Annotated in this window: 14 protein-coding genes and 1 other annotated feature; of the genes, 2 read left to right on the top strand and 12 right to left on the bottom strand. The window is 27.6% G+C overall.

Annotated elements, in window-relative coordinates; all coding sequences use genetic code 11:
* Nucleotides 1-356 precede the first annotated feature (356 nt).
* The 9 genes from BM027_RS10405 to BM027_RS10365 all read right to left on the bottom strand — a co-directional run bounded on the left by BM027_RS10405 (nt 357) and on the right by BM027_RS10365 (nt 10,910).
* The gene (locus BM027_RS10405) at nt 357-1,298 is read right to left on the bottom strand and encodes a glycoside hydrolase family 25 protein (RefSeq protein WP_090091552.1); all 942 of its coding nucleotides are present in this window, start codon (nt 1,296-1,298) and stop codon (nt 357-359) included.
* Nucleotides 1,299-1,392: 94 nt separating this feature from the next.
* Complete coding sequence (locus BM027_RS10400) at nt 1,393-2,913, bottom strand: sensor histidine kinase (protein ID WP_090091550.1); 1,521 nt, start codon at nt 2,911-2,913, stop codon at nt 1,393-1,395.
* Complete coding sequence (locus BM027_RS10395; RefSeq protein ID WP_423230330.1) at nt 2,903-3,619, bottom strand: response regulator transcription factor; 717 nt, start codon at nt 3,617-3,619, stop codon at nt 2,903-2,905. The genes BM027_RS10400 and BM027_RS10395 overlap by 11 nt, the downstream gene beginning before the upstream one ends.
* Nucleotides 3,620-4,076: 457 nt before the next feature.
* Nucleotides 4,077-4,982 (bottom strand): D-alanine--D-alanine ligase, encoded by a 906-nt coding sequence (locus BM027_RS10390; RefSeq protein WP_090091546.1) that lies wholly within the window; start codon nt 4,980-4,982, stop codon nt 4,077-4,079.
* 526 nt (nt 4,983-5,508) lie between these two features.
* Nucleotides 5,509-6,129, bottom strand: a complete 621-nt coding sequence (gene nth, locus BM027_RS10385) for an endonuclease III (RefSeq protein WP_090091544.1) — start codon at nt 6,127-6,129, stop codon at nt 5,509-5,511.
* Between the two features lies 1 nt (nt 6,130).
* Entirely contained in the window at nt 6,131-6,835 is a 705-nt protein-coding gene (locus BM027_RS10380; RefSeq protein ID WP_090091542.1) for a lysophospholipid acyltransferase family protein, read from the bottom strand.
* A gap of 655 nt (nt 6,836-7,490) precedes the next feature.
* Nucleotides 7,491-8,075: a serine O-acetyltransferase EpsC gene (gene epsC / locus BM027_RS10375; RefSeq protein ID WP_090091540.1), complete on the bottom strand. Its 585-nt coding sequence runs from the start codon at nt 8,073-8,075 to the stop codon at nt 7,491-7,493.
* A 130-nt stretch (nt 8,076-8,205) separates the two neighbouring features.
* The gene (gene cysK, locus BM027_RS10370) at nt 8,206-9,117 is read right to left on the bottom strand and encodes a cysteine synthase A (protein ID WP_090091538.1); all 912 of its coding nucleotides are present in this window, start codon (nt 9,115-9,117) and stop codon (nt 8,206-8,208) included.
* A 156-nt stretch (nt 9,118-9,273) separates the two neighbouring features.
* Nucleotides 9,274-9,538 (bottom strand) — a binding site (T-box leader).
* A 121-nt stretch (nt 9,539-9,659) separates the two neighbouring features.
* A complete protein-coding gene (locus tag BM027_RS10365) occupies nt 9,660-10,910 on the bottom strand; it encodes a magnesium transporter MgtE N-terminal domain-containing protein (protein ID WP_090091536.1) in 1,251 nt (416 codons plus the stop codon).
* Nucleotides 10,911-11,502: 592 nt separating this feature from the next.
* Here BM027_RS10365 and BM027_RS10360 point away from each other — a divergent pair.
* On the top strand, nt 11,503-13,554 hold the full coding sequence (locus BM027_RS10360) for a YgiQ family radical SAM protein (RefSeq protein WP_090091534.1): 2,052 nt from the start codon (nt 11,503-11,505) through the stop codon (nt 13,552-13,554).
* Between the two features lie 451 nt (nt 13,555-14,005).
* On the opposite strand, the gene BM027_RS10355 is transcribed toward BM027_RS10360, so the two are convergent.
* Nucleotides 14,006-14,659: a hypothetical protein gene (locus BM027_RS10355; RefSeq protein ID WP_090091532.1), complete on the bottom strand. Its 654-nt coding sequence runs from the start codon at nt 14,657-14,659 to the stop codon at nt 14,006-14,008.
* Nucleotides 14,660-14,711: 52 nt separating this feature from the next.
* A complete protein-coding gene (locus BM027_RS10350) occupies nt 14,712-15,590 on the bottom strand; it encodes a YegS/Rv2252/BmrU family lipid kinase (RefSeq protein WP_090091578.1) in 879 nt (292 codons plus the stop codon).
* A gap of 221 nt (nt 15,591-15,811) precedes the next feature.
* Between BM027_RS10350 and pssA the strand changes: the two genes are divergently transcribed.
* Entirely contained in the window at nt 15,812-16,333 is a 522-nt protein-coding gene (gene pssA, locus BM027_RS10345; protein ID WP_090091530.1) for a CDP-diacylglycerol--serine O-phosphatidyltransferase, read from the top strand.
* A 57-nt stretch (nt 16,334-16,390) separates the two neighbouring features.
* Here the strand turns inward: pssA and BM027_RS10340 are convergent, their stop codons facing one another.
* Entirely contained in the window at nt 16,391-16,735 is a 345-nt protein-coding gene (locus BM027_RS10340; RefSeq protein WP_090091528.1) for a hypothetical protein, read from the bottom strand.
* Between the last annotated feature and the right edge of the window lie 222 nt (nt 16,736-16,957).

The following is a 16,957-nucleotide window of genomic DNA, read 5'->3' as shown; positions in this document are numbered from 1 at the left end:
TTAATTAAGGCATCTTCAAAAAAGTAACTAATAAATATGTTATTCTGTTTTGTGCCATGCTTTGTAATACAAAATTCACTTGTAGAAACCACTATCAGTTAGCTCCATCTCATGGTTTTGCACAGAACATATATTACATATTGGACCGTTATTTTTTTAATGCATATAAAATAACAGATCATAGATGCATCGTATATTTTGAGTCAGACAAGGAAGTAAGTTTAGTTAATAACAATCTATTAGCTGAACTCGCCGGCATAGTATGACACAACATATACAAGCATACTGGTCTGTTATTTTTTTTGAATGTGCCTAAGATGCTTTTGTAATTTAAGAAACTGAAATATATTTGTTTTCTATATAATAACTTTTGTCCTAGTTTTAGAAGTTTCTCCATCATAATCAAAAGCTTCAATAGCTACCTCTATTGGTTTACCAGTTGGAAGATTAAGTTTATTTTTATTTATTACATATTTAGTTGCATTTTCGTCAACTGTTCCAACCCATTCCCTATTCACAAAAATATTATATCCCAATAAATCTATATCAGGCACTTTATTCCAAGATAAGTATATACTATTTTTATCCATTGTTGCCTTAAGCCCAGTTACTGACTGTGGTTGAGTCAATAAGCTTATATTATCTGGTCCCCAATTTGCATCAACAGGATTACCTACTCCACTAACCTGTTCATCTTCACTATACTGCCATACTCTCCATCTAGTCCATCCTCCAACATTTGGTGGGTATTCTGGGTTAATTGGTAATTTTGTATACATTGCAAGCCATAAAGGCATATTTTTAAGAGGATATCCTCTTCCTGGAATAAAAAAATTATCATACAGTTCTATAAAAAACAATCCTGTATACAGCATTAATCTTCTTCTTGTTTTTTTCTCAAATCTTTTTCTAAACCTATCAATCCAATCAATTAATGTCTTTGTTGTTATAGATTTATCTACCGGAACTTCAACATCTAATACTGGAAATAAATCTCCATAATCTTTATCCCCAAATCCCTGTTGTAATACATTTATAAAATCATCACATTGTCTATCTGCATCGGTTAAATCATATGACGGTACTCCAAAATGATATGCTCCAACCGGGATTTTATAATTCCTACTTTCATTTACAAATTGAATAAACTTTTTATCAACTCTAAAATTACCTGTTCCTGATCCTGAAGATCTTAAATATAAAAAGTCTATTTTCGTTGCTAAAATAGGGAATTGAACATTTTGAGTATATTCATTTATATCTATACCAAAAAGACTTTTAGGATTTTTATTTTGCATACTTCCTCCAAAAAAAAATAGCTTTCCTTATAGAATATTAATTTACTTTCAAAAAAGTACCTATAGTTTATTATTTTTCAGAATAATTTAGAAATTAGATTTGTTTTAATTCCACATAAAAACTTATATTACCTTGAATAGATTCAGCCCAAATTTTCCCTTCGTGAAGTTTAACTATATTTTTTGAAATGGCTAACCCCAATCCCGAACCTCCTGTATTAGCATTTCTTGATTCATCCACTCTATAAAATCTATCAAATAACTTGTCTAATTTTTCTTTTGGTATATTATTTCCTTTATTTCTGCAAACTACAGTAGCATAATTATCTTTTTCATAAACGCCTATAACTATTTCTCCTGGCTTATCTGAATATTTAATAGCATTAGTTATTAAATTTTCAAACACTCTAAGCATTTTTGTTGTATCAATACACACATAAATCTTATCAGACTCAAATTTTTTATGTACAGTCAAAGAATTTTCATCTAATAACGGACTCACTTCTTCTATCAATTGAGATAAAAATTCAGATAAATTAACCTGCTCTTTTGATAATTTAATTCCATCATTATTAAGCTTAGTATATTCAAATAAATCTTCAATTAACAATTTTAATTTTTCAGCCTTATTAAAAGCAATATTTAAATATTCTTTCATTTCCTCTTTATCTTTATATCTTTCCTCGTTAACAAGTCCTATGTACCCCATAACAGATGTTAATGGAGTCCTTAAGTCATGAGAAACATTAGTTATCAAATCTGCTTTTGTCTTTTCAGCCATCCTCTCAGAATGGATTTTTTCACCTATTTCTTTAGCCATATTATTTATATTATAAGCTATATTTCTAACTTCATCCCGTCCCTTTTCATGTATCCTATGATTTAAATTTCCACTTGCAATAATTTTAAGCCCAATTGCAATTTCATCTAAGTACTTCATTTTTTTATTTGTTATAATTACAAATATTACTATAAAAACTATAAATGTAAGTAATAATGCTAAAAATGAATTAGATACATGTACAGTGTTATATGTTATCCTTGCCTCTGGAATTTTTGAATAAATCAAATACACCCTTTCAGCTTGTATTTTTAAAGGCATAATATATACTTTTTCTTTAACAGAATTTTCTTGATTATATTCCTTACTTGTAATAGCATTTTTTAATGCATTGTAAATATCAATATTTTCCTCTACTACATTAGAATTTTTAATTATTACTTTACCATCTAAATCAGTTATATATACTTTACTATTTTGTTGACCTTGATAATTTAAAATATTTTCAATATCTTTTTTATTATCTAAAGTCAAATTTTTATTAGACTCTAGTGTAATAGCTAAATTATTTGCTTCTTCTTCAATAGAATTATAATTATAAATTATTTCAGGATTATTATATTCTCTTTTTAATAAATTGTTAGTGAAGTTATAAAATAAGAATGAAACCAAAAAACATATTCCAATTACCATCATCAATTCAAATCTAATACTTTTTTCAATTTTAGATCTTGCTTTTATTAATAATTTTTTAGTTAAACTAAAATGTTTTGAATTTATTAATTTACTATGAAATTTATCATAAAATTTTTGATGGATATTGTTATTTTTCAATTTTATATCCAACTCCCCATACAGTCTTTATAAACTTTGGCTTTCTTGGATTTTCCTCTATCTTTTCTCTTATCTTTCTAATATGTACCATAACAGTATTATCAGAAGTCATAAACTCTTGGTTCCATACGCTTTCATAAATGTTTTCTATTGAAAAAACTTTTCCTCTACTTTGAGCTAGTAGTGCTAAAATATCAAATTCTGTAGGTGTTAATTTCAATATATTTTCTGAAAGGATTACTTCATGAGTTTCTAAATTTATTGTTAAATCATCTATTTGAATTGCGCTTTTATTATCTTCATTTTTTTCTGAAGCTTTTGAACTAAAACTATAAAATCTTCTAAGTTGTGACTTTACTCTTGCCGCCAACTCTAATGGGTTAAATGGTTTAGTTAAATAATCATCCGCCCCCATATTAAGTCCTAATATTTTATCAATATCTTCAGTTTTAGCTGATAACATAATTATCGGCATCTCTCTCTCTTCTCTAATTTTTAAACAAGTTTCTATGCCATTTAGTTTAGGCATCATTACATCTAATATAATTAAATCTACACTTTCACACCTTACAATTTCTAATGCTTCCTCTCCATCGCATGCTTTTATTGTATTAAACCCTTCTCCTTTTAAATATATTTCAACTAAATCTCTTATTTCTTTTTCATCATCAACTATTAAAATGGTTTGTTTTTCCAAAACTGCCATCCCCCTATAACTAAAAATATTTGTACAATCTATCTGTACTTATATTTTAACTTAAAATTCTAAAAAAAATCACTTAAAACTTCTTAAGATTTTATAAAATATAATACCAATTGTTTATATTATATTCTACTTATGAAATACCTTTAAATAAAAATATAATCTACGTTATCCACAACTTCTTTCATAATATAATTTCCTAAAGAATAAAAAAAGCTATGTTTTAGCAAAGTGTTGATATTATTATATAATAGCGAACTGGCATTGAAATTTGCTTTGTAGAACTCTTAAGTGAGAGTCCAAATTTTATATTTGGTATCTCAAACTTACTCAGCGAACGAATGTGAGTCGAGTTTCCTATATGAATTTCACCGTCCATGAGCTTTATATAACAATATCAACACGGTTTTAAAACAGCGCCTTTTATTTTTGTAAGTTATTTATACATTCCTTATATTATTTATCTAACAACTTTCATTGAATCTTCTATTATCATGTCTATTAGTTTTGAAAAACTAATATTAATTCCTGCTGCACTCTTTGGAATTAAACTGTTTTTAGTCATGCCTGGAAGAGTATTAACTTCTAAAATATATGGAACTCCTTCTGTTGTAACAATCATATCAACTCTAGAATATACTTCGCATTTTAATGCTTTATATGTTGCTAGTGCCATCTTTTCTACTTCTTCATGCAAATTTTTTTCAAGTTCTATTATAAATTCATCTGATCCACCATCTGCATATTTTGCAGTATAATCAAAGAACTCTGCTTTTGGCTTTATTGCAATTATAGGTAACATCTTATCGTTATAAACAGGACAAGTTATTTCATCACCTTTTATAAATTTTTCTATCATAACTTCATTATCCCATTTGAACGCTTCAATTATTGCATTTTTAATATCTTTTTCTTCTTTAATAATAAAGGTTGCTACACTTGATCCTCCATGAGTAGGTTTAACTACAACTGGATATCCTAGTTTATTTATTTCACTATAATCTATCTTTTCATTTTCTCTTAAATTAATCCATGGTGCAGTTCTAATATCTGCTGCATTTAAAACACATTTTGATATATCTTTATCCATGCACATTGCACTGCTTAATGGACCACAACCTGAATATGGTACTCCTAATGTTTGTAGTACTGATTGAACGGTTCCATCTTCTCCAAACTTTCCATGTAATGCTAAAAGTGCAAAATCTATTCCTTTAATTTTAGTTATTATATCCTCTTTATTGTCAATAACTATTGGAACTACTTCATATTTTTCTTTATTTATATTTTCAACTATAGAACTTCCACTTTTTAAGGATATCTCTCTTTCAGAAGATATTCCCCCCATTATAACTCCAACTTTCATAATTACCTCCATTTTTATAATATAATTTTTATCACATTGCTACGCACCTGGATAAGTCTTCTAAGACACTTAAACCTAAAAATCACTTGATAAATCATACTTATATATTATAACTATATAAAACTTCTTAGGCACATGAAAGAAAAAAATAGACATGCATACTGGTCTATTTTTTTGAATGTACCTTAGTGAATACATATTACCAAATAATATGCAATAATAAAAGAACCACAAATCCATTAATTATAGCTAATAGTGGTTCTCTTAATAATTCTTATATAATGAACATTTGGCTATGTTTTAAAATAGTGTTGATATTGTAATATAAAGCTCATGGACAGTGGAATTCACTTTAAGAACTCTAAAACGAATATTAGTCCTATTAATGCATGCTCCCAATCAGAGATTGTGACAAGCATTAATAGGACAAATATTCATTAACAGTTCTACAAAGCAAATTCCAATGCCAGTTCGCCTTTATATTAAAATATCAACACTATTTTAAGAAGATGCCTCATGTCCCCAATTATCTGTTATACTTACATAACTCTCTTAAAGGACATTCATTACATTTAGGTTTTCTAGCAATGCAACACCTTCTACCATGAAAAATTAATAAATGATGTGCTAATGACCATTCTTTTTTTGGTAATTCCTTTTGAAGTTGTTTTTCTACTTCTAAAACATTTTCTGACTCGGCAAGCCCTAATCTATTTGAAACTCTAAAAACATGAGTATCAACTGCAATTGATGGTACATTAAATGCATTAGATAACACTACATTAGCTGTTTTTCTTCCAGCTCCTGCAAGTGAAGTTATTTCTTCTAGTGTTTTTGGAACTTCTCCATTAAATTTTTCTTTTAGCTGTCTAAACATAAGTATTAAATTTTTAGACTTATTCCTGTATAATCCTATTTGTTTTATTCTATCTTCTAATTCATCATTAGTAATTTCTAAAAATGCATCCAAATTAGGATAATCCCTAAACAAAGTCTTTGTTACTTCATTAACCTTTTTATCTGTAGTTTGAGCTGATAAAATTGTAGCTACTAATAACTGAAAAGGTGTTTCATGATTTAATTCACATTTTGCATCTGGATAAGTATCCTTCAAAATATCTAAAATTCTTTGTGTTCTTAATTTCATATTATTTATAAACTCCTCTATACTCTTCTGGTAAGAGAACAGCTATGCTTCTCATCAAAACATTCATACATCTATCTTCATATTCATGTTTATTTTCATTTTCATCTTTAATTGGTAAATCAACCTTTTTTCCAATATTTATTGTAATATTAGCATTTCTCCATTTTTCTCCTCCCATATTTCCACTATTACTAATAGGAAGCAGTTTATCTGTACCTGACATTCCAATTGGAATTATTTCAGCTTTTGACATTTTAGCAAATAATAATATACCCTTTTTCCCTTGTATCATAGCACCAGTTCTACTTCTAGTACCCTCCGGAAATATCAATACATCTTCTCCACTTCTAAGAGCTTTTACTATCTTTGTAATAGCATCTTTATCAGCTGAATTAGGTTTTATAGGAATATTTTTTACAATCTTAATTCCTATACGAGTTACAAGGTCATCTGATAATTTAGCTCCTGCAACAAAATATGGATCACTTTTTTCACGCAATACTTTATCTAAAACTAAACCATCTGCATTGCTTAGATGATTACATATAAATATCCTTGGTTTTTTTATAGAATCTATATTTTCAATACCATTTACGGCTATATTTGCATATTTCTTTATATAGTTATTAACCATCATCCTACCTATTTTTATAAGTAAACTTTCTGGTAATAAATCTAATACTTTTACTATAGTTGGTGATAACATATTTCTTCACTCCTACTTTGGCACACGAAAGAAAAATAACAAACCAAAAAGGCACCGTATATTTGGTGTCAGACAATTAGATGAACTTTTGTTCATAGCCAGGCTATTAGCAAAACTTATCGACGTAGTATGGCGCAAAATAGACAATCGTACTGGTCTGTTATTTTTTTTAATGTGACTTAATTATATATATTTACAATTATATTCTAGTTTATTTAAAAAGTCTATTTATATACTCTTTTAGACACACAAAAGAAAATAATGCACCAAAAATGCATCATATATTTTATTTCATATGCCTAAGGCATATTAAAGAAAATAACAAGTCAAAGATACGACGTATATTTTGTGTCATACTAACTTGTTATTTATTTTAATGTGCCTTATTCAAAATTAGATAAGGAGCTGTCTAAAATGATATCTAAATCATTTTCAATCAGCTCCTCTTTAAAATATTCTTTTTTCCATAATCATGTTCTTCAAACTCATCTTGCAGGTTTGAAGCTTTTCTCTCTTCATAAAAATTCTCTAATTAGCACATTAAATCGAATGTGCCTTAATCAAATCTTCTACACTTTATGAGTCCTACTGAACCTATTCCTAAAAGGAACAATTTCTCAATTATATCTTCTTTCTACTCCCATTTTCTATTGCTCTAAATTACCATTTGATTAAATATTTTTTTCACTTTTCCTTGTAAATCCTTTATTTCTATTATAGTTGCATTAGTTTTTATGATATTTTTTGCTGGACTTCCAACTGCTGTTGCCCCAGCTGGTACATCATGTACAACTACAGCATTAGCACCTATTTTAGAATTATCTCCAATATTTATAGGTCCAAGTACCTTGGCTCCAGCGCCTATCATAACCTCATTGCCTACTGTTGGATGTCTTTTGCCTTTATCTTTTCCTGTTCCCCCAAGAGTTACTCCATGATAAAGTGTAACATTATCTCCAACTTCAGCAGTTTCTCCAATTACAACACCCATACCATGATCTATAAATAATCCTTTTCCTATTTTAGCTCCTGGGTGAATTTCTATTCCAGTAAAAAATCGTGATAATTGAGAAATGAGTCTTGCCAAGAAAAATCTTTTATGCTTATATAAAAAATGATCTATTCTATACGCTATAATAGCATGAATACATGGATATAATAACAAAACTTCTATTTTACTTTTAGCCGCTGGATCATTAATTAAAACTCTTTCTAAATCATAATTTAATCTTTTAAACACAGCATACTCTCCTTTCTTTCATAGAATTCAGTAGTAACTTAGGCATATGAAAGGAAATAACAAGTCAAAGATGCGACGTACATTTTCTTTCATATGCCTTAAATATATCTAATCCTTAACTAACGTTAATTTATTCATATACTCCCATTGATATATACTTTTCTCCTCCATCGGGAGCAATCGCTAATACCTTCTTGCCTTTTCCTAACTTCTTAGCAGTTTCTATAGCTGCATATACTGCTGCACCAGAAGAAATTCCTATTAGAACACCCTCAACTCTAGCAAAATCTTTAGCTGTCTTAAATGCATTTTCATCTTTTACTTGAATTATCTCATCAACATATTGTTCTTTATAAATTTCTGGAACAAAACCAGCTCCAATTCCTTGAATTTTATGCGCTCCTGGATTTCCACCACTTAATACAGGTGAAGATAATGGTTCAACTGCAATAGCCTTAATTTTCGGATTTTTCTTTTTTAGATTCTTTGATATTCCTATAACAGTTCCACCAGTTCCAACACCAGCTACAAATGCATCTAAATCTGGAATATCCTCAAAAATTTCTTCTGCTGTTGTTTCATAATGCTTTTCTGGATTAGCTAAATTTTCAAATTGTTGAGGTATAAAATATCCATCTCCACTTCCAATTTCTAATGCTTTTTCTATTGCACCTTTCATTCCCTTACTTCCATCAGTTAATACTAATTTTGCTCCATAAGCCTTAATTAAGTCTCTTCTTTCTTTACTCATTGTTTCAGGCATAACTATAGTAACATCATATCCCTTTAACTTTCCTATGAATGCAAGTCCTATTCCTGTATTTCCACTTGTTGGTTCAACTATTGTTGATCCTGGTTTTAATAAACCTTCTTTTTCTGCTTTTTCAATCATTCCAAGTGCTGCTCTATCTTTAACACTTCCACCAGGATTAAATTTCTCTAATTTAACATAAACATCTGCTATATTTTCACCTTTAACCAAGTTGTTTATCTTTAAAACTGGTGTTTTTCCTATTAATTCTAATACTCCATTATAAATCATTATTCTAGTCCTCCTTAATATTTTTCTATTTGATATTTTGAAATCATATATTTTAACCTTATCTTAGTATACTAATTATTAGTTAGGCACATTAAAGAAAATAATATACCAAAGATGTGCCTTATATAACAAAAAAACTCCATCTACTATAATAACTATAGAGACGAAGTAATATTCGTGGTTCCACTCTAATTGAATTAAATTAAAATAATTTAATTCCACTCATTTTTGACACTTAAGATGCCATATCACTATAACGGGTGAACCCGGAGAATCTTACTATAATAGCATTTGTATAAAATGTACAGTTCAGATTTCAACTCCAAAGGGCACTTCACATAAATTCTTGATGAAAAAATCTCAGCATATTTTTCTCTCTGTAATCTTTCTTTATGTTACTTTCCTTTTTCACTGTCTTTAATTCTGAGTAATTCGATAAGCTTTATATCTTTATTATATGTTATTTTTAAAAAAAGTCAACAATATTTTTTAAAATTAAGGCATATTAAAGAAAATAGCAAGTCAAAAAATTAAAACATTATTTAGTTTTTCTTTTTCCAAAGAGGATATAAAAATTCATCTACTAAATCATGAATAATTACTATTCCAACTAATTTTTCTTCTTCATCTATTACAGGAACAGATATTAAATCATACTTAGCTGCCACCTCAATTGCATAATTAATTTCATCATCATGTCTAACATGAGATACTGTTTCATCCATAATATCTTTTATTTTCTTATCACAATCATTTATTATTAAATCTCTTAATGCAATCATACCTTCAATCCTATCTTCTTCATTTGTTATATATATATAATACATAACTTCCTCGTCTGGCTGCATTTCTTTTAATATCTCAATAGCATCACCAACAGTAATATCCAGATTAACAGATATAAATTCTTTGCTCATTATGCTTCCTACAATTTCATCTTCATATTGTAGTAGTTCCTTAACTTCTTCAGCATCTTCCTTTTCCAAATTGATTAGTATTTTTTCTCTTTCTTCTTCATCTAAATCATCTAGAAGATCTGCAATTTCATCACTTGGCATATTTTCTAAAACCTCAGCCGCTCTACTATCTGATAAATCCTTAATAATACTTCCTTTATATTCTGCATCTATTTCTTCTAATGTGTCAGCTGCTAAATCTTCATCTAAAGATTCAAAAATTTGTTTTCTTGATCTTGCATCTAACTCTTCTAATATATCTGCAAGATCAGCTGGATGTAATGTTGATAATTTTTGATATGGAAGTACTAACTTAAGATTGTTATCAACCATTTCTAGTGATTCAACATCTTCCCACATTAAAACTTTATCTTCATAATCTTTTCTTAAAATTTGATATATAAACTTAACTATTCCTGCAATTTTAAATCTTCTATATCTAGCAAGTGGTCCTGTCTCAACAGCAACTACTCTATATTCTCCTGCAATTTCTGCTATTCTTAAATCGTTAACCCTTACAACTTGTTTACCATTTATATCTACTATTTTCTTATCTAATAAATTTTCTGACAGAAGATAAGTATAAGTCATAGGAAGTATTTCCTTACTTCCTCTAGTTTCAATCTTAACAATTCCTCCATCTTCAAAAAATTCTATATTTCTAAATTCATAATGAAATGTAACGCCATCTTTTCTAATCTTATATCCGATTACTCTTGGATATCCTTCTTCAGTAGTTACATAAACATCTCTTAATTCACCAAGTATATCACCAAATTCATCATAAACCTTCCTTGATAAAGCACTTGTATATAAAAATACAGCTAATTTCTTCATGTAAGCCTCCTCTTTATTGCTCAGAAAGAAGTCTTACTTATCTAAAAAAGATGAGACTTCTCCCTTAAGATATTAAATTTTAACCTATGTTCTTTAATACTCTGAGGTCCAGCCTCCATCTTTTACACCACCCTATAATACAATTTCTATAAAACATCTAGTTTATTTTTAATATTAATAATTCTTAATCTACTTATTTCTACTAATTATTATATTACATATCCATAAAAAGGCAACAAATTTTTGTTTTTTATATTATTCATCAGCTTATTAACTTTATTTTCTAATTAAAAATACTTTAAATCATACCATTTTTTTGTACTATCTTAATACTAGTCATCTCCAAATAAATAACTAGTAAATCTTTTTGTATAATAATGGAATAATTTAACACCATATTTAAAAAATTACACTGTTAGAAGTTATACAAAATCTTGTAAAATCATTGCTATTTGTAAAGTAATTATCGTTATGTTAATATAAAATACATTAGATAGTTACAGCATTTAAAGGAATATAATAAACTAGTTTAGGATTATTATTTCCTTTTAAATCATTAAATAGAAATTTATGAATTGGAGTTAATTAATATATGAAACTTTGTAAAGAATTTTTACCTATTAGTAAAGAAGACTTAGCAAAAAGAAACATTGATCAATTAGACTTTATTATTGTCAGTGGTGATGCTTATGTGGATCATCCATCATTTGGTACTGCTATTATAGGCAGAACACTTGAATCTCAAGGATTTACTGTAGGCATTATAGCTCAACCCAAATGGAAAGATTCTGAAGATTTTAAGAAGCTAGGACGTCCTAAATATGGTTTTCTTGTAAACTCAGGTAATATCGATTCAATGGTTAATCACTATACTGCTGCAAAAAAAACACGACGTGAGGACCTTTATTCACCTGGTGGCGAAGCTGGCCATAGACCTGATAGAGCTGTTATAGTTTACTGTAATAGAATTAGAGAAGCTTTTAAGGATGTCCCTATTGCAATTGGTGGGATAGAAGCAAGTTTAAGAAGATTTGCACATTATGATTATTGGGATAATAAGGTTAGAAGAAGTATTCTTTTAGATTCTAAAGCTGACCTATTAATGTATGGTATGGGCGAAAAAACTGTAGTTCAAATTGCTGAATTATTAAGATATGGAGCAAGTATAAAAAATATTACAACTGTACGTGGAACTTGTTATTTAACTAAAGATATATCTTCTATTAAAGACTCAATTACAGTTCCTTCATTTGAAGAAGTATCTACTGATACAAAAGCTTATGGAGAAGCTTATAAATTAGAATATTATGAACAAGATTCTATACAAGGTAAAACTATTGTTCAAAAATATGGCGATAGATATTTAGTGCAAAATCCGCCTCAAGAAAACTTAACTGAAGAAGAAATGGATCTTACATATGATTTACCTTATACAAGAACTTACCATCCAATATATGAATCAAAAGGTGGTATTCCTGCAATACAAGAAGTTAAATTTTCAATAACTAGTCATAGAGGATGCTTTGGTTCATGTTCTTTCTGTGCATTAACTTTCCATCAAGGAAGAGTTATTCAAAATAGAGGACAACAATCAATAATCGATGAAGCAAAGTTATTAACAACTTTACCTGACTTTAAAGGTTATATACATGACATTGGAGGTCCTACTGCTGACTTTAGGCACAAAGCCTGCAAAAAACAAGAAGTACATGGTACTTGCAAGACTAAACAATGTATGTTCCCAGCTCCTTGTAAGAATTTAATAATCGATCATACTGAATATCTTTCACTTTTAAAAAAAGTTAGAAATATTGATGGAATAAAAAAAGTATTTATTCGTTCTGGTATTAGATATGATTATTTAATACACGATAAAAATGATTCTTTCTTTAAAGAACTATGTGAACATCATATAAGTGGTCAATTAAAAGTTGCCCCAGAACATGTTGTTCCAAGAGTATTAAATCAAATGGGCAAACCAACAAGAGAAGTTTATGATAGGTTTGTTGATAAGTATTTTAAACTAAACAAGCAAGTAAATAAAAATCAATTTTTAGTTCCCTATTTAATGTCTTCTCATCCAGGTTCAGATTTAAATGCAGCAATAGAACTTGCTGAATATGTAAAAGAGATGGGATATACTCCAGAACAAGTACAAGATTTTTACCCAACTCCAGGAAGTTTGTCAACAACTATGTATTATACTGGATTTAATCCAATTACTGATGAAGAAGTGTATATTCCAAAAACTCAAGAAGAAAAAAACATGCAAAGAGCATTAATACAATTTGCTGTTCCAAAAAACTATCAAACAGTTAAAAAAGCATTAATTAAAGCACATAGAGAAGATTTAATAGGTAATGGAAAAGATTGTTTAATTGGTAATGCACCAGGTAAAATTGGTTATCAAGGTAAACATAAGTCAAATAATAAACCATTTAATAATAATTCAAGTAAAAATGCTAATAATAATTTAAATAGAGAATTAAATAAAAATGAAAATCATACTTCCAAGAATGGTCCAAATAAGAGTACTGAAAATAATACAAGCAATAACGCATGTAAAAGTACAAATAAAAATAAACAAAGTTTTAAAACTTCTTTTCATAAAAATAAAAGCAATAATAAAAGAAGAGAGAGTTAGCTTTAGCAATATAAAAGAAAATGGGGCTGTCTCAGAATTACCAAGTGAAGTAATAACAAAGAAATAGAAATAACATTTATTAAAGAAGACTAGAAAAATAAGCTAATATTTTCTAACATTTAAAGTTGTACCCATAAAAGATTGCTCCTAATATGCATTAGGACTATCATTTATGGAACAACTTCAAATGAAGAAACTATAAGCTTATTTTTCAATGCTTCTTACATAAATGTTATTTCTATTTTTTTTGAATATACATCATATCAGTAGATGATTTGTATTATGAGACATCCCCATTTTTTTGAATATACTTTAAGCATATAAAAAACTTACCACAATTTTAATTTCATTAAGGCACATGAAAGAAATTAAAATTGTAGTAAGTTTATATTTTTATGTGAATAATATCTTATCCCTTAGTACAATAATGTAAAAATCTTACTCCATCATTCTAAAGATTTTTTGCCTTTTTAAAGCTATCTAAAACGGAATTCATGATAATAATAAATATTAAATCACCTATTACTGGATAAGGGAAACATCTTGATCCACCTAAAATCATAACACTTTCTAACATAACAACTACAATTGCTAAAATCATTAATCTTATACCATTTTTATTTACAAATTTTTCATCTAACAATATTACGTTAATAATAAGAAATACTCCTAATATTATTAATGTAAATAAATATAATAATATTTCTTGATTAATTTTTATTATAAATCCATATAAATTATTAACATCAAGTGTTACCTTTGATATATATAATATTGCAATATAAATAGCACTTAGGACAATGGCAATTATATAGTTCCAATTAAATTTTAACTGTTCAGATCTTAAATACACATATGTTATAGCTAAAACCATAAGTGGAATTGTTAAATTATTTAAGAATATTATTGGTTTTAAAGAATATATAAAATTACTATTCCTAAGTATACATAGTAAAAACAAACCTACATGCCTTAATATAAACAATAGTATTACTATTGTAGTATATATTTTTATTTTCTTTGGTGAAACTTCTAAGTTTTTTTTAAGTATTAAAAATGATAAACAGATTATAAATAACAAAATTAAATAATATGCAAAATTCAAAAATTACACTCCTAGCTTAAATTTATGTTACTTAATATATATTATCTTTTTTTTATTTTATTCCTAAAACTTTAATTCCGCCTTTTATACATTTAATTCTTAAAGGAAATTCTGGTCCTCTTTCTCCATCAATATCTGTAACTATATCTTCTGAAGATTGAATATATAAATCATCTGTTTTAAAATAAACTACTTTATCAGAATCCAAGTGTTCACCTTTTAAGACCTTAATAAATAATGGTAATAATTCAATAATCTGAATAGCTTTAAACATTATCACATCAAGCTTTCCATCATATAAATTAGCTTGTGTAGCTAACTTAAAATTCCCTGCTGTTTGACCATTAAATACTAATAATAAATACATTTGTCCATCATATTTGCATTCTTTTGATTCTATATTAACTTTTAATTTTCTAAAGTTTGGTAGCTCTTCTAATCCTTTTAAATAATAAGCTAACTTCCCTATAGTATTTTTTAAATTTACATCTGTCTTTTGAGATACATCTGTAAAAAGGCCTGTACTTGCTACATTTATAAAATACTTATCATTTATTTGTCCAAGATCAACAGGTGTTGGTTTTGAATTTAGTATTTTATTGCATCCTTCTACAATATCATTTGTAACCCCGATAAACTTTGCAAAATCATTTGCTGTTCCAACTGGTAGTATTCCTATTGGTAAATCTATATTTCTTTTTTTCATAGCATTCACAACTGAATCAACAGTTCCATCTCCACCAGCAATTAAAATGTATTCATAAGTAGTATCAATTCCATCTAATGCTTCTGATAATGCTTTTCCCTTTTGAATTCTATATGGAATAATTTGCAATCCTGCTTCTTCATGCAATCTTATAACATTATCTAACTCATTTATTATAATATTTTCGCCTGAGTATGGGTTGTATATGAATCTAACTTTTTTAATCAATATAATTTACCTCCAACCAAATTTGTTATACAGCTGATTATATCATTTTCAACTTTTAATGTCGATAATACATTACAATTTATGTAATTATTTGGTATGAAATTAGCAGTTTTTCTAACTTATGAATAACATTAATTCAATTAAACCTTATATTTTAGATCAATATATGGTATAATAAGTCTTCGTAAATAATTTTTTATAATTTTAGGAGTGATTTTATGAGGAAAAGTTGTATTCCTAACATATTTACCTTTATAAACCTGTCTTGTGGCGTTGTTTCAATATTATCCGTTATGAATCATAATTATATTTGGGCAGGTCTTTATATACTAATCGCAGGTTTAGTAGATAGATATGATGGAAGAGTTGCACGGTTTCTAAATGTTTCTAGTGAATTAGGAAAAGAATTGGATTCCTTAGCTGATTTAGTTTCTTTTGGCGTAGCTCCGTCTATACTAATATATATTTTATTTGAATTTACAAAATTAGGGCCAAATGGATTATTAGGCTTAGCTTTATTATTGCTATTCCCAATTTGCGGAGCCTTTAGATTAGCAAGATATAATTCATCAGATTTTGATGGTGTATTTACTGGTGTTCCTATTACTATTGCTGGATGTTTTATGGCATTTTTTGCTTTACTTAACTTACAAGCACGGGCATCAATTTATATTGCAATTATTCTAATGATAGCATTTTCATACTTAATGGTAAGCGACTTTAAATTAAAGAAATTTTAAAGAAAATAAATTAGGACTGGCTGTTTTTAGTCAGTCCTTTTTTGATTAAATAATACTTTACTCATCTCTTTCAGAACTTTGAAAATTTAATGCATTATCTATCTCTGTGAGTATTATGTCTTTTTCTGAATTTATCGTAATATATTCATTTTTAATTTTACAATATTTTAAATATCCACCCTCACATTTATCTAAAGCTACTATCAATTCATCAATTAACTCTCCCATCTCATCCACTCTATCTATAGCTTTTCTAATTTCACTTTTTTTTGCAACATTAATATTATTTAATTCTGCCGCTCCTCCAATTAAAAGTCTATATGAATCTACATAAGTTTTAAGTATTTGACTTAAATTACTTATATCTTCGCATTGATCTTTTATTAAATTCTTATATTTCATAATCTTAAATCCCTATAAATTTATTATTCAATAACTAATATATTATTAAATTTCAATTTTTATGTTCAATTGTATGTCTATTTAAAGCATATTTTTAAAAATAACAAGCCAGTATGCATATAAAATAGGCTGTTGCCTATAATGATTTGAAAAATCATTTTGCAACAGCCTCTTTTTAATGTTAGGCATATTCAAATAAATAACAATTCAAAGATACAACGT

Source organism: Clostridium uliginosum, from assembly GCF_900112485.1.
GTDB classification, from domain to species: domain Bacteria; phylum Bacillota; class Clostridia; order Clostridiales; family Clostridiaceae; genus Clostridium; species Clostridium uliginosum.
This window is presented reverse-complemented; position numbering and strand designations above follow the sequence as displayed.

What these genes read in the sequence shown, in the direction of transcription:
- BM027_RS10405 (WP_090091552.1), bottom strand. Translation starts at nt 1,298, where the DNA reads ATGCAAAATAAAAATCCTAAAAGTCTTTTTGGTATAGATATAAATGAA.
- BM027_RS10395 (WP_423230330.1), bottom strand. Translation starts at nt 3,619, where the DNA reads ATGGCAGTTTTGGAAAAACAAACCATTTTAATAGTTGATGATGAAAAA.
- BM027_RS10390 (WP_090091546.1), bottom strand. Translation starts at nt 4,982, where the DNA reads ATGAAAGTTGGAGTTATAATGGGGGGAATATCTTCTGAAAGAGAGATA.
- nth (WP_090091544.1), bottom strand. Translation starts at nt 6,129, where the DNA reads ATGAAATTAAGAACACAAAGAATTTTAGATATTTTGAAGGATACTTAT.
- BM027_RS10380 (WP_090091542.1), bottom strand. Translation starts at nt 6,835, where the DNA reads ATGTTATCACCAACTATAGTAAAAGTATTAGATTTATTACCAGAAAGT.
- cysK (WP_090091538.1), bottom strand. Translation starts at nt 9,117, where the DNA reads ATGATTTATAATGGAGTATTAGAATTAATAGGAAAAACACCAGTTTTA.
- BM027_RS10365 (WP_090091536.1), bottom strand. Translation starts at nt 10,910, where the DNA reads ATGAAGAAATTAGCTGTATTTTTATATACAAGTGCTTTATCAAGGAAG.
- BM027_RS10360 (WP_090091534.1), top strand. Translation starts at nt 11,503, where the DNA reads ATGAAACTTTGTAAAGAATTTTTACCTATTAGTAAAGAAGACTTAGCA.
- pssA (WP_090091530.1), top strand. Translation starts at nt 15,812, where the DNA reads ATGAGGAAAAGTTGTATTCCTAACATATTTACCTTTATAAACCTGTCT.
- BM027_RS10340 (WP_090091528.1), bottom strand. Translation starts at nt 16,735, where the DNA reads ATGAAATATAAGAATTTAATAAAAGATCAATGCGAAGATATAAGTAAT.